15 protein-coding genes are annotated in these 16257 nt (G+C 68.2%); 8 read left to right on the top strand and 7 right to left on the bottom strand.

All coding sequences use genetic code 11. From position 1 onward, the window contains the following. Positions 1-3: 3 nt before the first annotated feature. The 4 genes from pbpC to NP825_RS16710 form a co-directional block, all read right to left on the bottom strand. Positions 4-2133 (bottom strand): penicillin-binding protein 1C, encoded by a 2130-nt coding sequence (gene pbpC / locus NP825_RS16725; protein WP_257545596.1) that lies wholly within the window; start codon positions 2131-2133, stop codon positions 4-6. 127 nt (positions 2134-2260) lie between these two features. Beyond that, the gene (locus tag NP825_RS16720; protein WP_257545593.1) at positions 2261-8098 is read right to left on the bottom strand and encodes an alpha-2-macroglobulin; all 5838 of its coding nucleotides are present in this window, start codon (positions 8096-8098) and stop codon (positions 2261-2263) included. Between the two features lie 261 nt (positions 8099-8359). Next, positions 8360-8737, bottom strand: coding sequence for a histidine triad nucleotide-binding protein (locus NP825_RS16715; protein WP_257545591.1), 378 nt, complete (start codon positions 8735-8737; stop codon positions 8360-8362). Positions 8738-8746: 9 nt separating this feature from the next. Then, positions 8747-9073 carry a phosphoribosyl-ATP diphosphatase gene (locus tag NP825_RS16710; RefSeq protein ID WP_257545589.1) on the bottom strand — a complete coding sequence of 109 codons (327 nt, stop codon included), beginning with the start codon at positions 9071-9073 and terminating at the stop codon, positions 8747-8749. A gap of 111 nt (positions 9074-9184) precedes the next feature. On the opposite strand from NP825_RS16710, the gene ung reads away from it, so the two are divergent. The 4 genes from ung to NP825_RS16690 all read left to right on the top strand — a co-directional run bounded on the left by ung (position 9185) and on the right by NP825_RS16690 (position 12058). Beyond that, positions 9185-9898, top strand: coding sequence for a uracil-DNA glycosylase (ung, locus tag NP825_RS16705; protein ID WP_257545587.1), 714 nt, complete (start codon positions 9185-9187; stop codon positions 9896-9898). Continuing rightward, positions 9895-10653, top strand: coding sequence for a sulfite exporter TauE/SafE family protein (locus NP825_RS16700; protein WP_257545585.1), 759 nt, complete (start codon positions 9895-9897; stop codon positions 10651-10653). Before ung ends, NP825_RS16700 begins: the two co-directional genes overlap by 4 nt. After that, a complete protein-coding gene (locus NP825_RS16695; RefSeq protein ID WP_257545583.1) occupies positions 10650-11108 on the top strand; it encodes a YaiI/YqxD family protein in 459 nt (152 codons plus the stop codon). The genes NP825_RS16700 and NP825_RS16695 overlap by 4 nt, the downstream gene beginning before the upstream one ends. A gap of 521 nt (positions 11109-11629) precedes the next feature. Then, the gene (locus NP825_RS16690) at positions 11630-12058 is read left to right on the top strand and encodes an OsmC family protein (RefSeq protein ID WP_257545581.1); all 429 of its coding nucleotides are present in this window, start codon (positions 11630-11632) and stop codon (positions 12056-12058) included. Here the strand turns inward: NP825_RS16690 and NP825_RS16685 are convergent. The 3 genes from NP825_RS16685 to NP825_RS16675 all read right to left on the bottom strand — a co-directional run bounded on the left by NP825_RS16685 (position 12055) and on the right by NP825_RS16675 (position 14100). Further along, on the bottom strand, positions 12055-12639 hold the full coding sequence (locus tag NP825_RS16685; RefSeq protein ID WP_257545579.1) for a 2'-5' RNA ligase family protein: 585 nt from the start codon (positions 12637-12639) through the stop codon (positions 12055-12057). The two genes, NP825_RS16690 and NP825_RS16685, sit on opposite strands and share 4 nt — an antisense overlap. A gap of 161 nt (positions 12640-12800) precedes the next feature. Further along, positions 12801-13373, bottom strand: coding sequence for a hypothetical protein (locus NP825_RS16680; RefSeq protein ID WP_257545577.1), 573 nt, complete (start codon positions 13371-13373; stop codon positions 12801-12803). 31 nt (positions 13374-13404) lie between these two features. Then, positions 13405-14100, bottom strand: a complete 696-nt coding sequence (locus NP825_RS16675; protein WP_257545575.1) for a DUF6445 family protein — start codon at positions 14098-14100, stop codon at positions 13405-13407. Positions 14101-14121: 21 nt separating this feature from the next. On the opposite strand from NP825_RS16675, the gene NP825_RS16670 reads away from it, so the two are divergent. The 4 genes from NP825_RS16670 to NP825_RS16655 all read left to right on the top strand — a co-directional run bounded on the left by NP825_RS16670 (position 14122) and on the right by NP825_RS16655 (position 16221). After that, positions 14122-14547 (top strand): DUF1801 domain-containing protein, encoded by a 426-nt coding sequence (locus NP825_RS16670; RefSeq protein ID WP_257545573.1) that lies wholly within the window; start codon positions 14122-14124, stop codon positions 14545-14547. A 12-nt stretch (positions 14548-14559) separates the two neighbouring features. Then, positions 14560-14967 (top strand): DUF1801 domain-containing protein, encoded by a 408-nt coding sequence (locus NP825_RS16665; protein ID WP_257545571.1) that lies wholly within the window; start codon positions 14560-14562, stop codon positions 14965-14967. Between the two features lie 65 nt (positions 14968-15032). Continuing rightward, positions 15033-15302: a hypothetical protein gene (locus tag NP825_RS16660; protein WP_257545569.1), complete on the top strand. Its 270-nt coding sequence runs from the start codon at positions 15033-15035 to the stop codon at positions 15300-15302. A gap of 61 nt (positions 15303-15363) precedes the next feature. Next, positions 15364-16221: a TauD/TfdA family dioxygenase gene (locus tag NP825_RS16655; RefSeq protein WP_257545566.1), complete on the top strand. Its 858-nt coding sequence runs from the start codon at positions 15364-15366 to the stop codon at positions 16219-16221. Positions 16222-16257 lie beyond the last annotated feature (36 nt).

The raw sequence follows: 16257 nt of genomic DNA, 5'->3' as shown, positions 1-16257 counted from the left end.
GGTTCACCGCACCGTGAATCGCACCCGGTCGATCATCCGCCCGCCGGGATCGACGAGCGCGAGCATATGGATGCCGGGGCGCGGCAGGATCTGCGGACCCGCATCGGCGTCGCCGAGCGGTTTCTTGTCGAGGATCAGGCGAAATCCCGTCACGTCGCCGCTGACGAGCACCGCGAGGCTCTGGCGGTCGATCGGGATATCGGGGTCGAGCGCATAGACGCTGCCGCTGACCGGGCTGGTGATGCGCGGGCGGCGCGCGGCCTGCGGTGCGGCGGCGATTTCGCTCTGCGCGGTGCCGCGGAGGAAATATTCGCGGCGCGGCGGCTCGCGCGTGCCGGGAAGCGCGACCTGCCGCGCCTCGATGCCCTCGGGCATCTTCGGCGGCTTGCCGGGGCTGCCGGCGTGGAGCGTCATCATCACGTCGCGCCACACCGGCGCGGCGCCCGAGGTGCCCGAGACGGCGCGCATCGAATCGCCCTCGAGATTCCCCACCCAGACCGCGACGGTGTAGCGATCGGACCAGCCGACGCACCAATTGTCGCGCATCCCCTTCGAGGTTCCGGTCTTGGCCGCGGCCCAGAAGGGGAGGCGGAGCGCGCTGTCGGCGCCGAAGGCGTCGGCGCGGGCCGAGGCGTCGGCGAGGATGTCGCCGACGATGAAGGCGGCGCCGGGGTTGACGATCTGGCGTGGGGTTTCGGCTTTCTCGCCCAGGCGATAATGCACCGGCGACCAGCGGCCCTGGTTGGCGAGGGTGCGGAAGGCATTGGCCTGTTCGACCAGGCTGACCTCGGCCGAGCCGAGCGCGAGGCTGAACCCATAATATTCGCCGTCCTCGACGAGGCCGTGATAGCCGAGCGTCCACAGGCGGTCGCGGAAGAGCTGGACGTCGTCGATGACGAGCGTGCGCACCGCGGGGACGTTGAGCGAGCTGGCGAGCGCGTGGCGGACGCTGACGGGCCCCTGGAAATTATGGTCGTAATTCTTGGGCACATAGAGGCCCGAGGCGGTGTCGAGCTGAACCGGGCTGTCGTCGAGGATCGAGGCGGCGGTGAGCCAGCCATGCTCGATCACTTGCGCATAAAGATGCGGTTTCAGCGTCGAGCCTGCCTGCCGCCGCGCATTGGCGCCGTCGACCTGCGCGGCGGTCGATTTGAGGCCGACGCCGCCGACATAAGCGAGCACGTCGCCGCTGGCGTTGTCGAGCACGACGACGGCGCCGTCGCGCACGCGGTCCGAGCCGAGGCCCGCAAGCTGGCGGCGCAGCGCTATGATCGCGGCGGTCTGGATGCGGCGATCGATGGTGGTCGTGACGCGCTTGCCGGGCTTGTCGAGCAACCGCGTTGCGAGGTGCGGTGCGAGCGCGGGGTCGAAGCGCGCCGCCCGTTCGCCCGAGACGAGCGTCGCGGCGGCGGCATCGATGGCGGAGCAATCGGCAGCTTTCGCAATCCGGCAGGCGCGGCGGCCTAGCACATCGGCCTTCGCGCCGGGATTGGGGAGGAGGCCCGCGAACAGCGCGGCGTCGGTGCGGTTCATCTCGGCGGGTTTCTTGCCGAACAGGCTCTGCGCGCCCGCGCCGATTCCCTGCGCCTCGCCGCGTAGCGGGAGGAGGTTGAAATAGGCCTCGAGCATCTGCTCGTGCGTCCAATTCGATGCCAATTCCTGTGCCGCGCGCATCTGGCGGATCTTGGCGAACCAGCCGCGCTGGCCCGGCTGTGCGAGGTCGGGCGCGAGGAAGGCGGCGAGCTGCATCGGCAGCGTCGAGGCGCCGCGCGAGCGGCCGCCGGTCCAGCGGGTGCGGATCGCGCTGGCAATCGCCAGCCAGTCGACCCCGCCGTGCGACCAGAAGCGATGATCCTCGGCCGCGACGACGGTGTCGCGGACCGTGGGGCTGATATCCTTCAGCGGCACCCACGCGAGGCGGCGGCGCTCGAAATTGACGCGTTCACTGTCGAGCAGGCGGCCGTCGCGGTCGTAGAGCCAGGCCTCGCTGGGTTTCCAGTCGGCGCGGACGGCGGCGTAGGCGGGCATCGCGGGCGGGCGCGTGAGGAGATGCGCGATGGTGGTGAGGACGAGCGCGGCGAGGGCGGTCCACGCCAGCGCGTCGAACCAGCGGCGTTTACGGGTCTGCTCCATTATTTGATTCAGCGCGTGCTCCCGCGCAGGCGGGAGCCCATCTTCCGCCGGTGCCAGTTCGAACCGACCGGAGATGGGTCCCCGCCTTCGCGGGGACACGCGGATGGAAAGGCGCGGTGAATAGCCATCACCGCGCCGCCGCCGCCACCGTCATCGGCGCGTTGGGCCATTGGCCGCGGATCGCGGGCGAGTACATCGCCTCGACCCGCGTCGGGGGCAGGGTGAAGCGGCCCGAGCCGTTCAGGCGCACGACATATTCGACCGCGTGGGTGCCCGCGGGCATCCAGCCGTAATAGCCGCGCCAGCTATCCTTGCCGCGCTCGACATAGCTCGGCTGCCAGTCCGATCCGCTCGCTTGCTCGGCCAGCATTTCCGACTGGCCGCCGAGATTGCCGACGATCGTCGCGCCCGGCGGGATCGGGTCGTTGACGATGACCCAGGTGCGGCCGGCGGCGGCGGTGACCTCGATCCGCACCTTGATCACGTCGCCGCGCGTCAGGTGGGCGGGGTCGGCCGCCTTGACGACGCTGACCGAGCGCTTGATGCGGTAGCCGGCGTTGAGCGGCTCCTTGAGCGGCACCGCTGCCTTGACGCTGACGGTTGCCCATGGGGCGCCGGTGCCTTCGTGGCTGAGGCTCATCGTCGCGGCGGCGAGCGCGACGCGCAGTGGCGAGGGGGCTTCGGCGGGCAGCGGCCAGCTTTGCGAGGCGGTAGCGCCCGCGAGGCTGATGTTGGTGACGCCGGTGATCGCGCTTGCCGGATAGAGTTCGGCGAAGCGGCGGACGGTGACCGCGCCCCACGCATTGGCGGGGGTGGTGTCCCAATGGCCCTTGCGCTGGCGCTGCGCGACGCCGACCATCAGCTTGCCGGCGTCATCCTCCCAGCCCTTGCGGCCGAGCACGGCTTCGAGCGCCTTGATCGCCATCTCGTCGCCGCTGGTCATCATCCACCACGGCGCCTTGGCATCGTCGACGAGGTCGAGGCGCGTGCCTTCATAGACGAGGCGCTTGCGCAGCTCGGCCTCGGCTGCGGTGCGCAGCGCGACCGCATTGCGCACGCCCGGCGTGCGCTCGATCGCGACGAGCCAGTCGGCGAGGGTGCCGGTCGCCATGTCGACCGGCGCCATGTCGATCGCCGCGACAAGCTGCGGGCTCGCCGCATTGTTGCGCGCGAGCGCCGCGAGCGCCGCGATGCGGACCGGGCGGATGTCGTAGGGACCGTATCCCTTGCGGGTCAGCCGTCCCTCGATCACCGCCTGCAGCGCCTTGACCATCTTCGCCTTCGGCGCCTCCGGGATCGCGAAGCCGTTCGCCGCGGTGATCGCGAGGACATAGGCGGTGAGCTCGGGCGAGCCCTCCATCCGGTCGTTCGGCCAGTAGCGGAGCAGCCCGTCGTCATCGAGATAGGTCGGCATCGCCCCGACGAGCGCCTGCCACCGCCCGACGTCGCCGAGCGCGACGGCGCGCGAGGTCGACTGCTCGAAGCAGTTGTAGGGATAGATCGCCATATAGTCGCGCACCCCGGCAAGCGGCGGCGCGAGCGTGCCCGCGAGCGCGACGTCGACGTAACCGCCGGGCAGCGCGCCCGCCGGGATCGCGATCGGCAGCGTCGTGTTCGGACCGACGCGGAACAGGCTCGCGGCCCAGGTCTCAACCGGCACCGCGGGCTCGACGCTCTGCTCGAAGGTCAGGCGGTCGCGCGCCTTGCCGTCCTTCGACGCTGCGTCGACGGTCCACTGGATCGGGCCGGTGGCGTCGGGCGCGATCATCTGCCAGCTGATCGGCACCGCACCGCCTGCCGGGATCGTCACGGTGAGCGGCGGCGCGGTCGCGACCGCGGGCGACAGCGTTGCCGTCGCGGTCACCGTCATCTCCTTGTCGGTGCCGTTGCGGAGCGTGAAGCGCGCGTCATAGGCATCGCCGGTGCGGACGAGATCGGGGAGGCTCGCGAAGACGCCGAGATCCTGCACGGTGCGCACGCTCGTCTCGCCGGTCCCGAAATATTGCGATCCGTCGGTCGCGATCGCGACGAGGCGGAAGGCGGAGAGATTGTCGCTGAGCGGGACGTCGACCGTCGCATGCCCCTTGGCGTCGAGCGGGACGCGGCCTTGCCACAAGAGCACGGGGCGAAAATCCTCGCGCGTCAGACCCGAGAGATCGCCGCCGCCCCCGCCGCCGGGTTCGAGCGCCTTGCGGCCGTAATGGCGCTTGCCGACGACCTGCATCTGCGCGGTCGAGGTGAGGACGTCGAGCGTGCGCTCGCCCATCATCGCGTCGATCAGCTTCCAGCTTTCATTGGGCGCGAGTTGAAGCAGCGCCTCGTCGACCGCGACGAAGGCGACGTCGGCGTTTGCCGGGGCCTTGCCGCTGGGGGTCTTGACCTCGATGCCGACTTTGGCGGTCTCGCGGATCGCATATTTCTCCTTGTCGGCCTTGACCTTGACGCCGAGCTGATGCCCCTCCCAGCCGACCTTGATCCGCGCGATGCCGAGGCGGTAGCTCGGCTTGGCGAGATCGACGAGCGCGGTCGGGGGCGCGCCTTCGCTATTCTCGATCTGAAAGCCGACCGCGCGCTTCATCTTGCGGAACCAGCTTTCCTCGCCGGTGACGCGGCCGCGCACCGCCATCACCGAGACATAGACGTCGGGCGCGTAAGTGGCGGGCAGCTTGACCTTCACGACCGGGTCGGTGCCCTTCAGCGGCACGACGAAGCTGGAGAGCACGCCCTCGCGCTCGACGGTGACGAGCGCGGTCGCTTCGCGGAAGGGCATGCGGACCTGGAAGTTCGCGGTGTCGCCTGCATTATAGCGCGGCTGTTCGGGGATGACGTCCATCCGGTCGCCGTTGTCGCCGCCGAACCACCAGTCGTTATCGCCCGCGAGCCAGACCGACCGCACCGCGCGCGCCTCGTTGCCGTCGGCGTCCTGCGTGGTCGCGACGACGGTCACCTCGCCCGAGACGCCGGGCGCCATCGCGCAGCTTGCGCGGCCGAGCTTATCGGTCGTCGCGCTGCAGGTCGTCGCGAGCTTCGTCGTGCGCATCTGGTTGTCATAGGCGTAGAAGCCGCCGATCAGGCGCCGCCGCGCGGTGATGATCTCGCGGTTGTAGAGCGCGACCTGGACGCGCTGGCCGCTGATCGGCTTGCCGTTCAGATCGAGCGCGACGAATTTGAGGCGCAGGTCGTTGTCGCGCATCAGCCAGCCGTCGGTCTTGAGCCCGAGGCGGACGGCGGAGGGATAGAGGGTGATGCGGCGGCTGGAGGTCAAAGTCTCACCGTTCGCATCCTCATAATCCATTTCGACCGCCATCTGCGTGGGCTCGACGATCGGCTGGTCGACGACGATATTGGTCGTCGCGGTGCCGTCGGCGCCGAGCGTCAGCGGCACCGAGCGCGCGAGCGGCATGTCGGCCTCGGGCTCCTCGCCGCTGTCGTCGAGCTGGATCACGCCTTCCTTGACCGGCTGGCCGTCGAAATCCCAGTCGCGATAATCTTCGGGTGCCGTCCACGCGGCGCGGAAGGTCGAGCGGAGCTCGACCGGCAGGTTCGGCGCCGGGCCGCCCGACAGATAGCCGACGAACAATGACAGCGGCACCTGCGCGGGGCGGACGAGCGATTCCTTCGGGCCGGTGACGGTCGCCTTCATCGTCGGCAGGCGATATTCGTCGACGCGCACCGACTGGTTCGACCAGATGTTCTTGTCCTTGCCGTCCTTGTCTTTCGTGACGAACACCAACTCATAGTCGCCCATCGGCGCCGAAGCGGGAACGTTCCACGTCGTTTCGCCGCTGCCGCCCGCGTCGATGCTGAACGGCATCTCAAACTCGGTGTCCGAGCCGCGGTGAACGAGGCGGAGCTTGCCCGCCATCGGCTGGGGCGTCGTGAAGCCGGTGCCGACGGGGCGGCGCAGGATGTGCTTCATATGGACCGTCTCGCCCGCCTTGACGAGCGCGCGGTCGAAGAGGGTGTGGAGGATGTCGGTGCGTTCGGACCAGCCGTAAGGAAGGTCGAAGTCATAGGGGCGGATGCCGTCGCCCCAGTCGGTCAGCGTGAAGCTGAAGTCGTCGCCCGACCGCGCGCTGACCATCAGCGCATGGCCCTCGCTGTTCGCGGGGTCGGGATCGTCCTCGCAGCTTGCATAGGTTTCTGGCTGCGGCAGGCCGCCGGGGAAGGCGAGGCGGCCGGCCTTGTCGGCGGTGCCGCGCGCGAGCAGGCGGCCGGTGCAGCTATCGGTGACGCGGACCTCGGCGCCCGCGACGGGAAGCCCGGTGTCGAGCGACGTCACCCAGGCAAGCGAGCTTTCGCGGCCCCATTTGAAATGCACCGCCATGTTGGTGACGAGCGCGGCGGTCGCGACATAGCGCGTTGCCTTGCGGCCGAGCAATTTGGCGCCGAGCTCGGGGCTGGCGATCTCGACGACGTGGAAGCCCTTTTCGGCGAGTGGAATGCCGACGACCTCGAACTCCTTGCCGCCGGCGGGCGGGGCGAGCGTCAGATTGCGGCGGTCGCCGCCCGTGGGCGCGTCCTCGAACACCGATTTCGTGCCGGTGTAGTTGACGGTGACGTCCCTGCCGCTGCGATCCTTTTCCTCGCGATAGTCGCTGTCGTCGGCGTCGGCGACGCGCTTCAGCCAGCGCGCGATCGCGGCATCGTCGTCGCCGACGCGGAGCGCGGTCGCGGGCATCTTGAGGTTCGCCTGCACCAGCGAGGCCTCGACCCCGCGCACGGTGACGGGCAGCACGCCGCCCTCGGACGCTTCGAGAATGCCGAATTCGGCGGCGAATTTGACGATCGGCGGGGCGCTGTCGATATGGAATTTCAGTGGGAAGTTCGACTGGTTCTGCAAGCGGCGGCCGCTTTGGTCGGCGATGTCGGCGGGAAGGACGAGCGTCACGTCGACATTCTGCGGCAGCGGGCCGTCGAAATGGACGCGTTCGAGGAAGGCGTCGTTCTTGTCGTCGTCGTCGACCTTCGCGGCGATGGTCTTGCCATCGGCGGTGCGGAGCGTTGCGGCGAGCGCGACATCGCGCGCGACCGGCGCGGCGAAGCTGAGGTTGACGGGTTTCAGCGGGTTGCAGCCCGCCTGCGGGTTGACGCGGCTGCACGACATTTTCGCGGTGAAGGCGGGGCGGACGTCATAGTCGAAGCGCTGGTCGCGGCCGGCGGTGCGGCCCGGCACGCCGGCCTGCGAAATGCGCGCATCCCAGACGAGCGCCATCTCGCGTCCGGGCGGCAGCGGGCGGCGGCACTTGACCGGGACCACGCGCGCCAGCGCCGCCTCGCGGTCGGCGCCCGCGGCGGGAAGGTGGAGCGGCAGGCCGGCGTCCTGGGTGAAGCTTTGCGCCGACCATTGGTCGCCGATCCCGTCGAGGATCGTCGCGGCGGTTTCGGGTTTCAGCACGTCGACCGGAATCTTCTCGCCGATGCCGTCGACCGCGCAATAGGCGAAGCGGCCGACCGAGGCGCGGTCGGCGGCGACGTTGGTGGCGACGAGGAAGATTTGCTCCTCCTCGATGTCGCCATAACCACCCCCCGCGAGCACCGCGCGCGCCGAGGGGCCGCCGGTGTCGATCTCGAACCGGCTGTTGCCGACGACGTTCACGCCGCGCGCGGTGGTGAGGCCGTCGCGCAGATCGACGTGGCAGCTCATGCCGCCGGGGAGCGATTTTTCGAATTCGAGCACCCAGGTGCGCGTGTCGACCCAGCGGCCGTCGGCGGGCACCTTGCAGTCGTGGGTCGCCGGGGCCTTGGCGCGGGGATCGCCGAGCGGGACCATGTCTTCGGAAAAACGCAGCGTGAAGCGGCTGATCGTGCCGTCGCCGGTGCCCGCCGAGCCGGGGGTGGCGAGCGTGACCTGCGGGACGGTGTCGCCGCCCGCCGCGACGAGCGCGGCGGCGAGCGGGATCATCAGCGCGAGTCGCGCCTTGCCGGCCACAGCCTTCGCCAGCGCCTGCCATCCCGTTGCCATTGCGTCGTCTCCCCGGTGAGCCCAGACCTATCCTGCTGGAAACAGGGGCCTCTGTCCACCCGTCGCCGCACGGTGCACACGGTTAACCGCAACCGGCGAAAAGGCTGTGACGGCGGTCATAGACAAGCACAGGAATCGAGAGATTCGCCAACTGCCCCTAACATTCGTCATCCCGGACTTGATCCGGGATCCATTCATCTGACGCTGAGGGAATGGATCCCGGATCAAGTCCGGGATGACGAGGAGAGTATTGGCGCCGGCTTAGCGGACGAGCATCGGCCCCAGCGGCTGCCCCCCGAAGATATGGACATGGAGGTGCGGGACTTCCTGATGGCTGTCGGGACCGACGTTGGCGAGCAGGCGATAGCCCGGCGCGACGAGGCCCTGGTCGCGCGCGACCTTGCCCACCGCGCGGACGAAGCCCGCGATCTCGGCGTCGCTGCCGCGCTCCGAAAAATCGTCCCAGCTCACATAGGGGCCCTTGGGGATCACGAGGATATGCAGCGGCGCCTGCGGGTTGATATCGTGGAAGGCGAGGGCATAGTCGTCCTCATAGACGGTCTTCGACGGCAGTTCGCCGCGCAGGATGCGCGCGAAGATATTGGTCTCGTCATAGGGAAGCGTCGCGTCGATCGGCATGGATGGCTCCTATTGGGTGCGGCTGGCTTTTTCGGCGTGGCCCGAGGTGCCGTGGCGGCGGGCGAGTTCGGCGGCGACGGCGTCCCAGCCGAGGCCGCGCTCGGCGAGCAGCACGGTGAGGTGAAAGACGAGGTCGGCGGCCTCGCCGGTCAGCGCCGCATCGTCTTCGGTCAGCGCGGCGATGATCGTCTCGGTCGCTTCCTCACCGAGCTTCTGCGCGATCTTGCCGCGGCCTTTCGCGGCGAGGCTAGCGACATAGGAGGTCGCGCCGTCACCTGCGGCGAGGCGGTCGCGCACCACCGCTTCGAGCTCAATCAATGCCTCGCCGATCGCCATAAGCCACGCCCTTTCGTCGCGGCCGTGCCTAGCGGCGGGAAAGGCGCCAGACAAGACGGCTGGGGACAAGATGGCTGGACAAGCGCGGGCGGCTCCGGTCAAAGGATGCGCATGGCCGAGGTCAAATTGCATCCCGATTGGCTCGCGCGCATCGGCGGCGAGTTCGAGCAGCCCTATATGGCGGCGCTCAAGACCTTCCTTGCCAGCGAGCGCGCGAAAGGAAAGGCAATCTATCCGCGCCCGCGCGACTGGTTCGCAGCACTCGACGCGACGCCGCCGCAGGATGTGCGCGTCGTCATATTGGGGCAGGACCCCTATCACGGGCCGGGGCAGGCGCACGGGCTCTGCTTCTCGGTCCAGCCGGGGGTGCGGACGCCGCCGAGCCTCGTCAACATCTACAAGGAGATGCAGAGCGACCTCGGCATCCCGCCCGCGCGGCACGGCTATCTGAAGCATTGGGCCGAACAGGGCGTGCTGTTGCTCAACAATTGCCTGACGGTCGAGGCGGGGATGGCGGCGTCGCATCAGGGCAAGGGGTGGGAGCGTTTCACCGACGCCGCGGTCGCGGCGGTCGCGGCCGATCCCGCGCCCAAGGTCTTCATCCTCTGGGGCAGCCATGCGCAGCGCAAGGCAGCGAACGTGCCGGGACTGGGGCCGGGCAGCCCGCATCTGATCCTGCGCGCGCCGCACCCCTCGCCACTGTCGGCGCATAACGGTTTTTTCGGATCGAAGCCGTTCAGCCAGGCGAATGCCTTTCTGGAGGCGCATGGCCGCGGGACGATCGACTGGCGATTGCCTGAGACGCCCGACATCGCCGCGGCATGAGCCTGCTGTCCGACCCGCTGACGCTGGCGGTGCTAATCGTCGCGGTGATCCTGCTCGGCATGGCGAAGGGCGGGCTCGCCGGGGTCGGTTCGCTCGCGACGCCGCTCGCCGCGCTGGTGCTGCCACCCGCGACCGCCGCGGCGCTGCTGCTGCCGGTCCTGATCGTGCAGGACGTGATCAGCGTCTGGTCGTTCCGCCAGACATGGGACGGCTGGATCATCGGCTGGATGCTCCCCGGCGCCGCGCTCGGGGTCGCGGCGGGATGGTTTTATGCCGAGCGGGTGGACGAGGCGCAGTTGATGGCGGCGCTCGGCGCGATCACGCTGGCGTTCGGCCTCTATCGCCTGTGGGTCGAGCGCGGCGGGCGCGTCGTCGCGGCGTCGACCTCGCCGGGCTGGGTCGGCACGATCTTCGGCGGGTTCATGGGCTTCACCAGCCAGATCGCGCACGCGGGCGGGCCGCCGTTCCAGATGTGGGTAACGCCGCGCAAGCTGCCGCATTTGAGCTTCATCGGGACGAGTGCGATCCTGTTCGCGATCGTCAACTGGATGAAGGTGCCCGCCTATCTCGCGCTCGGCGCCTTTCCGCACGAGGTGGTGGTCGCGGCGCTGCTGCTGATGCCGCTCGCGATCGTTGCGACGCTGGTCACGGTGCGCTGGCTGAAGCGGATGGACCCCGCGCGCTTCTATGTCATCGTCTATGTCCTGATGGTGCTGCTCGGCGCCAAGCTATTGTGGGACGGAGTGCGCGGATGAGCGTCACGATTCTGGTCGATGCCGATGCCTGCCCGGTGAAGGATGAGGTCTATCGCGTCGCGTGGCGCCACGCGGTGCCGGTGAAGATCGTCAGCAACAGTCGGCTGCGCGTCTCCGACCACCCCCTGATTGAGCGTATTGTGGTGTCGGACGGCTTCGACGCCGCCGACGACTGGATCGCCGCGGCGGCGAATGCGCACAGCGTCGTGATCACCGCCGACATATTGCTCGCCGACCGGGCGTTGAAAGCGGGCGCGGCGGTGCTCGCGCCGACGGGCAAGCCCTTCACCGCGGCGTCGATCGGCCCGGCGATCGCGACGCGCGCGATCATGGCCGACCTTCGCGCCGGGATGAGCGACGGGATCGGCGGGCCGCCGCCTTTTTCCAAGGCCGACCGGTCCCAGTTCCTGCAGGCGCTCGATGCGGCGCTGGTGCGCTTGAAGCGCGGGGCCTGAAAATATCGCGCCAGTGACGCGGATCACGGCGCCACGGGCAGCGGCGGCATAGGGACGGTATCGAAGACGAACCGTTCCGCGCCGGCCCACCACGCCAGCGTGGAGCCAGCCCTCCCGCCTGACGCGACCCCCGGCGGGAGGGCACTAATCGGCGCTGTTGGCGGAGGTCCGGCGCGTCGGCTTTGGGGTGGGGAGCGGCCCTTTCCCCACTTTCGTCATTCCCGCGAAAGCGGGAACCCAGAGCGTGCGTCGGCTGACCCCACTCTGGGTTCCCGCTTTCGCGGGAATGACGAAAATAAGAGATGCTGCGCGCGACTTTCAGACTTTCGTCATCCCGGGCTTGATCCGGGATGATGATGTAAGGTCGGTCCGCTCCCGGCTGTTTTCAGACATGGCGGCCCGACCGGCCACTCACCTTCTTCGAAAAGACGTGGAAGCGCGAGGGTGCGAAGCGTAGGCTGCTATCGGCGCGAACGACCCATTTCCCGAGTCCCGCCCCTGTTCAACCGAAGGAGACTATCATGACCGTCAATCGCGCATCCGCCCGCTACGAAGGATTTGGCAAGGACGGCAAGGGGGCGATCACCACCAAGTCGGGGGTGCTCAGCGCGCAGCCCTATGGCTTCGGTACCCGTTTCGAGGGGCAGCCGGGGACCAATCCCGAGGAGTTGATTGCGGCAGCGCACGCGGCCTGTTTCACCATGGCGCTCTCCTTTGGCCTCGCGCGCGCGGGCTATTCGGGGGATACGCTCGAAACCAGCGCGGCGGTGACGCTCGAGCAGCAGGACGGCGGTTTCACGATCACCAAGTCGGCGCTGACGTTGACCGGCAAGGTGCCGGGAATTTCGGCCGACGAGTTCGCGGTGATCGCCGGTGAGGCCGAAAAAAATTGCCCGGTGTCGAAGCTGCTCAATTGCGAAATCACGCTCGAGCATAGCCTCGAAAGCTAGGCAGCGTAGCGCAGCGGCGGGGGCAGTTCATCGGCCATGAAGTCGAACATCGCCTGCATTGGCGGTGCGAGCGTCCAGCTTTGCAGCACGCGGTGGCGACGATGGCCGACATGGCTTTCGATCAGCGCCAGCTCGCGCGGAATCCAGGTCCATGCAATCGGCACGGTGGGAAAATCGCAGGCGCCATAGCCGAGCGTGACATGCGGGCGGAGCCCCGCCTTGCGATGCAGGGGCGCGATATCGTGCGGCGCCAGCAGCGCGACGATCGCTTCGTAAAGCCGACGGATCTCGCCGACGCTGCCCATGGTGACGAGCGCGGCGCCCCTGTTCCGCGCGACGATCCGGCCAAAGGGAACGGGCGCCGCCGAAGGCAGGCCCGCCTCGAACGCCCTCGCCACGCGCTGACGCAGGAAGGGATGCGGTGCGGGCGTCTCGGCGATCGTGCAGAGCGTCAGATGGTAAAGCTGCGGTTTCAGACCCGCGAACAGGTCGCCCGAAACCTGCGGCAATTGGCGCGCCAGCCATCCCGCACGCTCGGCGGCGACCTGGAAGCCCAGGAAATAGCGGAACATCGGTGCCATCACTCTTCTCCGAATCGGATAATGTTCCCATTATGTTCTTATCTGGAGCGAGAGTCGAATCCGGATGTCGGGTTGAAAAGCTGCCTTGGTGGGATAGTCGAGATTCGCGATTAATGCTCCCCCGCCTTCGCGGGGGACGGGGAGGAGAAGGCCGCGGCCTCTTACTGGCAATTGCCGTCGCGCTTTTCTTCCTTGCCGCTGGCGAGGAACCAGCGCGCCTTGGCGGGGTCGGCGGCTTCGTCGAAATAGCAGACGTCGGTCGCGCCGGTGCGCGGATCGATCTGGACCGACCATTGGTGGGCGCCGCAATTATGCTGCTCGCATGCCCAGGATACGACCTTGTCGCCGCGCATCTCGATCGGCGACGCGGGGCCGTCGGTCGTGGTGATCGCCTTCAGCACCGCGGGGTCCTTGACCGTCGCGGCGATCCCCGCTTTCACGAGAACATGGTCGTTCCATGCGACCCCGTCGACCTTGTCGAACGGATATTTGCCCACGTAAGAAGCGAGCTTGCTGCCCGCGGTCGGCGGGAGCGGCGAGGTGGCGGCCGGACCGGCGTCGCCGACCTTGTCGGCGCTCGCATCGGGCGGATTGCCGGTCGGGGCCGTTGCCGTCGGTGCGTCGCTCTTGGGCGCCTCGGCCGCCGCCTGGTCGGATTTCGCTCCGCATGCGGCGAGGGGGAGGGCCACGACGACAAGCGGAACGGCGAGAAGAGGGATGCGGCGAAGGGGCATTGGCTTTCTCCTGCTGTCGCGCTCGCTCCTATCATGGCATGGCGGCGAAGAACATCAGATAGACGAGGCGCCCATCGTCGGTGCCGGTGCCGAAACCCGGCGCCGAATTGTGGAACATCCACGGACTGAACAGGATCAGCCGATTGAAGCGCATCGGCGCGGTGAAACTCTTTTCCCACGCCGAGGGCTTCATCGTGTCGCGATTGACGACCTCTTCGATCAGCCGGTTGATGTCGGCGTAGCCCGCGGCGCGGATCCCCTCGGCGGTCGTCGGCACGCGATCGAGCCCGGTGCGACGATGGCGATAGAAATCGGTGCCGCCGCGGCAATGATCGGGCGGCGTGAGATAGAGGATGCCCGACCAGGCGGTGGGATCGATATGCACGCCGCTCCGCCCGCGATCACCCTTCAGCGTCAGTCGGCAACGACCATGGAGCGTTCCCGGCGCGCCGGCGAGCTTCAATCCGGTAAGGCGCGAGACATAATCGTCGATCCCTTTGATCGGCAGCGCCCGATCCGACGTGACGCCGGGATAATTGCCCGATGCCGTGCCGCGGTCATAGCCGAGGCCGAGCGCCTGACGCCGGAGTTCGTGCGGATTGGCAACGAAATCGTCGACCATGATGAAGTTCGGGGTCATCGTGCCGCCCGCGCTAACAGGAAGCGCGATGCGGCGCCAGCGGGCGGCGCGTTGGCACTGGAAGGACCGGCCGGGGCGTGGCATCATCCGCCCGGCAAGGAGCGAGTCATGGCGAAGCCCGAAAAGCCCGTCCTGCTGTCGGGCGGTAATCCGCAGATCGCGAAGGGCGAAGGCGATGCGCCGGTGCAGGCCTATATCGCCGCGATGCCGGGGTGGAAATCGGCCGCCTGGGCGCGGCTCGACGCGCTGATCGCGCGCGAGGTGCCCGGCGTGCGCAAGGCGGTGAAGTGGAATTCGCCGCTTTATGGCGCGCCCGATGCGCTGCCGAACCACTGGTTCCTCAGCATCCATTGCTATGACCGCTATATCAAGGTCGCCTTTTTCGACGGCCGGCGGCTCGACCCGGTGCCGCCCGTCGCGTCGAAGAGCGGCGACACGCGCTATTTTCATGTCCATGAGGCCGATGCGGTCGACGAGAGCGCCTTTGCCGACTGGGTGCGGCAAGCGAGCGTGCTGCCCGGTGAGAAGATGTAAGGGAGAAAGGTGATGGCGGACGAAGAGGCTTCGGCGCTGATCGATGCGAAGATCGCTTCGCTCGGTGACTGGCGCGGCGCGGCGCTGGCGACGCTGCGCGCGCTGATCCGCGAAGCCGATCCGGCGATCGAGGAAGCGGTCAAATGGCGCAAGCCGACCAATCCCGCGGGCGTGCCGACCTGGGAGCGCGCGGGGGTGATCTGCACCGGCGAAATATACAAGGACAAGGTCAAGCTGACCTTTGCCAGGGGCGCGGCGGTCGCCGATCCGGCGGGGCTGTTCAACGCCGGCCTTGACGGCAATGTCCGGCGCGCGATCGACCTGTTCGAGGGCGACCGCGTCGATGTCGAAGCCTTCACGGCGCTGGTGCGCGGCGCGGTCGCGGTGAACCTCGCGAAACCCGCGCGATCAAGGACATAGGCGCGCGCCGGGGGAACTTTCGAACGCGTCGCTGGGTTGATCCGTCGCCCAAAAGGGAGACGATGATGATCAGGACAGGCTTGCCCATGATCGCGGCGGTGCTGGCGTTCGGCGCAGCGGTGCCGGTCGCGGCGCAATATACGGTCGATACCGCGCTGTCCGATTCGGTGCTCGGCGAGACGCGCAAGATCGGCGAGAAGCCGGCCAAATCCGACCATATGACTGACGAGCAGCTCGCTTTCTGGCGCGACTATTGCGCCAAATGGCCCAAGGGCGGCGCGTGCGACCGCTATCGTGCGGAGGTGGCGCGGCAGGCAAAGGAAAAGCGCCGCTGAACTTGACTCGGCGTTCCCGCGCTCGCCTAATGCCCTCCATCGGGAGCAAGGAGAGAATGGCATGAACGTCGCCGCATCGCCGCAGAGCTTCGCGCGCTTGAAGGTCGCGCCGCTGACCCCGTCGATCGGGGCCGAGATTTCGGGCATCGACCTGTCGCAGGAACAGGATGACGCGGTCATCGCCGAAATCCGCGCCGCGCTGCTCGTGCACAAGGTCGTCTTTTTTCGCGACCAGCCGATCACTCCGGCGCAGCATATCGCCTTTGCCTGCCGCTTCGGCACGCTCGAAATCCATCCCGCGACGCCCAAGGATCAGCCCGATCCCGAGGTGCTGCACATCGCGCACGGCCCCGAGTCGAAGGGCAAGGAAAATGCCTGGCATTCGGACGTCACCTGGCGCGCCGAGCCGTCGCTGGGGTCGATCCTCCGCGCGGTCGAGGTGCCGCCGGTCGGCGGCGACACGCTGTTCGCCGATATGGCCGCGGCGTTTCGCGGCCTGTCGCCGGCGATGCAGGACTTCTGCCGCGGCCTGACCGCGGTCCACGACATCGCACGCGTTTTCGCCGGGCGGCTCGGCAAGCCGGTCGAGGAATTGCACAAGCAATATCCGCCGCAGGTCCATCCGCTGGTGCGCACCCATCCCGAAACCGGCGAACAGGCGCTCTATGTCAACATCGCCTTCACCAGCCATGTCGAAGGGCTGTCGGCGAAGGAGAGCGACCGGCTGCTCGCGCATCTTTATGCGCAGGCGGCGATTCCCGAATATCAGTGCCGCTTCCGCTGGGAGCCGGGTTCGATCGCCTTCTGGGACAATCGCGCCGCGCAGCATTATGCCGCGTCGGACTATTTCCCGGCGGTACGGCGGATGGAGCGGGTGACGATCGCGGGCGACCGGCCCTTTTACAGGGACGAGCGCTGAGGCCGCTGCCGCCGACCGCTCCGATTTCGTGCTTGA

This window comes from Sphingopyxis sp. DBS4, assembly GCF_024628865.1.
In the GTDB taxonomy this organism is placed as follows: Bacteria; Pseudomonadota; Alphaproteobacteria; order Sphingomonadales; family Sphingomonadaceae; genus Sphingopyxis.
Note: the sequence above shows the minus strand (reverse complement) of the source record. Positions and strands in the feature narration are given on the sequence as shown.

Bases quoted from the DNA above. Each gene is read 5' to 3' on its own strand.
- NP825_RS16710 (WP_257545589.1), bottom strand. From the start codon at position 9,073: ATGGCGATCGGCGAGGCATTGATTGAGCTCGAAGCGGTGGTGCGCGAC.
- NP825_RS16680 (WP_257545577.1), bottom strand. From the start codon at position 13,373: ATGCCCCTTCGCCGCATCCCTCTTCTCGCCGTTCCGCTTGTCGTCGTG.
- NP825_RS16720 (WP_257545593.1), bottom strand. From the start codon at position 8,098: ATGGCAACGGGATGGCAGGCGCTGGCGAAGGCTGTGGCCGGCAAGGCG.
- NP825_RS16690 (WP_257545581.1), top strand. From the start codon at position 11,630: ATGACCGTCAATCGCGCATCCGCCCGCTACGAAGGATTTGGCAAGGAC.
- NP825_RS16675 (WP_257545575.1), bottom strand. From the start codon at position 14,100: ATGATGCCACGCCCCGGCCGGTCCTTCCAGTGCCAACGCGCCGCCCGC.
- NP825_RS16700 (WP_257545585.1), top strand. From the start codon at position 9,895: ATGAGCCTGCTGTCCGACCCGCTGACGCTGGCGGTGCTAATCGTCGCG.
- NP825_RS16685 (WP_257545579.1), bottom strand. From the start codon at position 12,639: ATGGCACCGATGTTCCGCTATTTCCTGGGCTTCCAGGTCGCCGCCGAG.
- NP825_RS16660 (WP_257545569.1), top strand. From the start codon at position 15,033: ATGATCAGGACAGGCTTGCCCATGATCGCGGCGGTGCTGGCGTTCGGC.
- NP825_RS16695 (WP_257545583.1), top strand. From the start codon at position 10,650: ATGAGCGTCACGATTCTGGTCGATGCCGATGCCTGCCCGGTGAAGGAT.
- NP825_RS16665 (WP_257545571.1), top strand. From the start codon at position 14,560: ATGGCGGACGAAGAGGCTTCGGCGCTGATCGATGCGAAGATCGCTTCG.
- pbpC (WP_257545596.1), bottom strand. From the start codon at position 2,133: ATGGAGCAGACCCGTAAACGCCGCTGGTTCGACGCGCTGGCGTGGACC.
- NP825_RS16655 (WP_257545566.1), top strand. From the start codon at position 15,364: ATGAACGTCGCCGCATCGCCGCAGAGCTTCGCGCGCTTGAAGGTCGCG.
- NP825_RS16715 (WP_257545591.1), bottom strand. From the start codon at position 8,737: ATGCCGATCGACGCGACGCTTCCCTATGACGAGACCAATATCTTCGCG.
- ung (WP_257545587.1), top strand. From the start codon at position 9,185: ATGGCCGAGGTCAAATTGCATCCCGATTGGCTCGCGCGCATCGGCGGC.
- NP825_RS16670 (WP_257545573.1), top strand. From the start codon at position 14,122: ATGGCGAAGCCCGAAAAGCCCGTCCTGCTGTCGGGCGGTAATCCGCAG.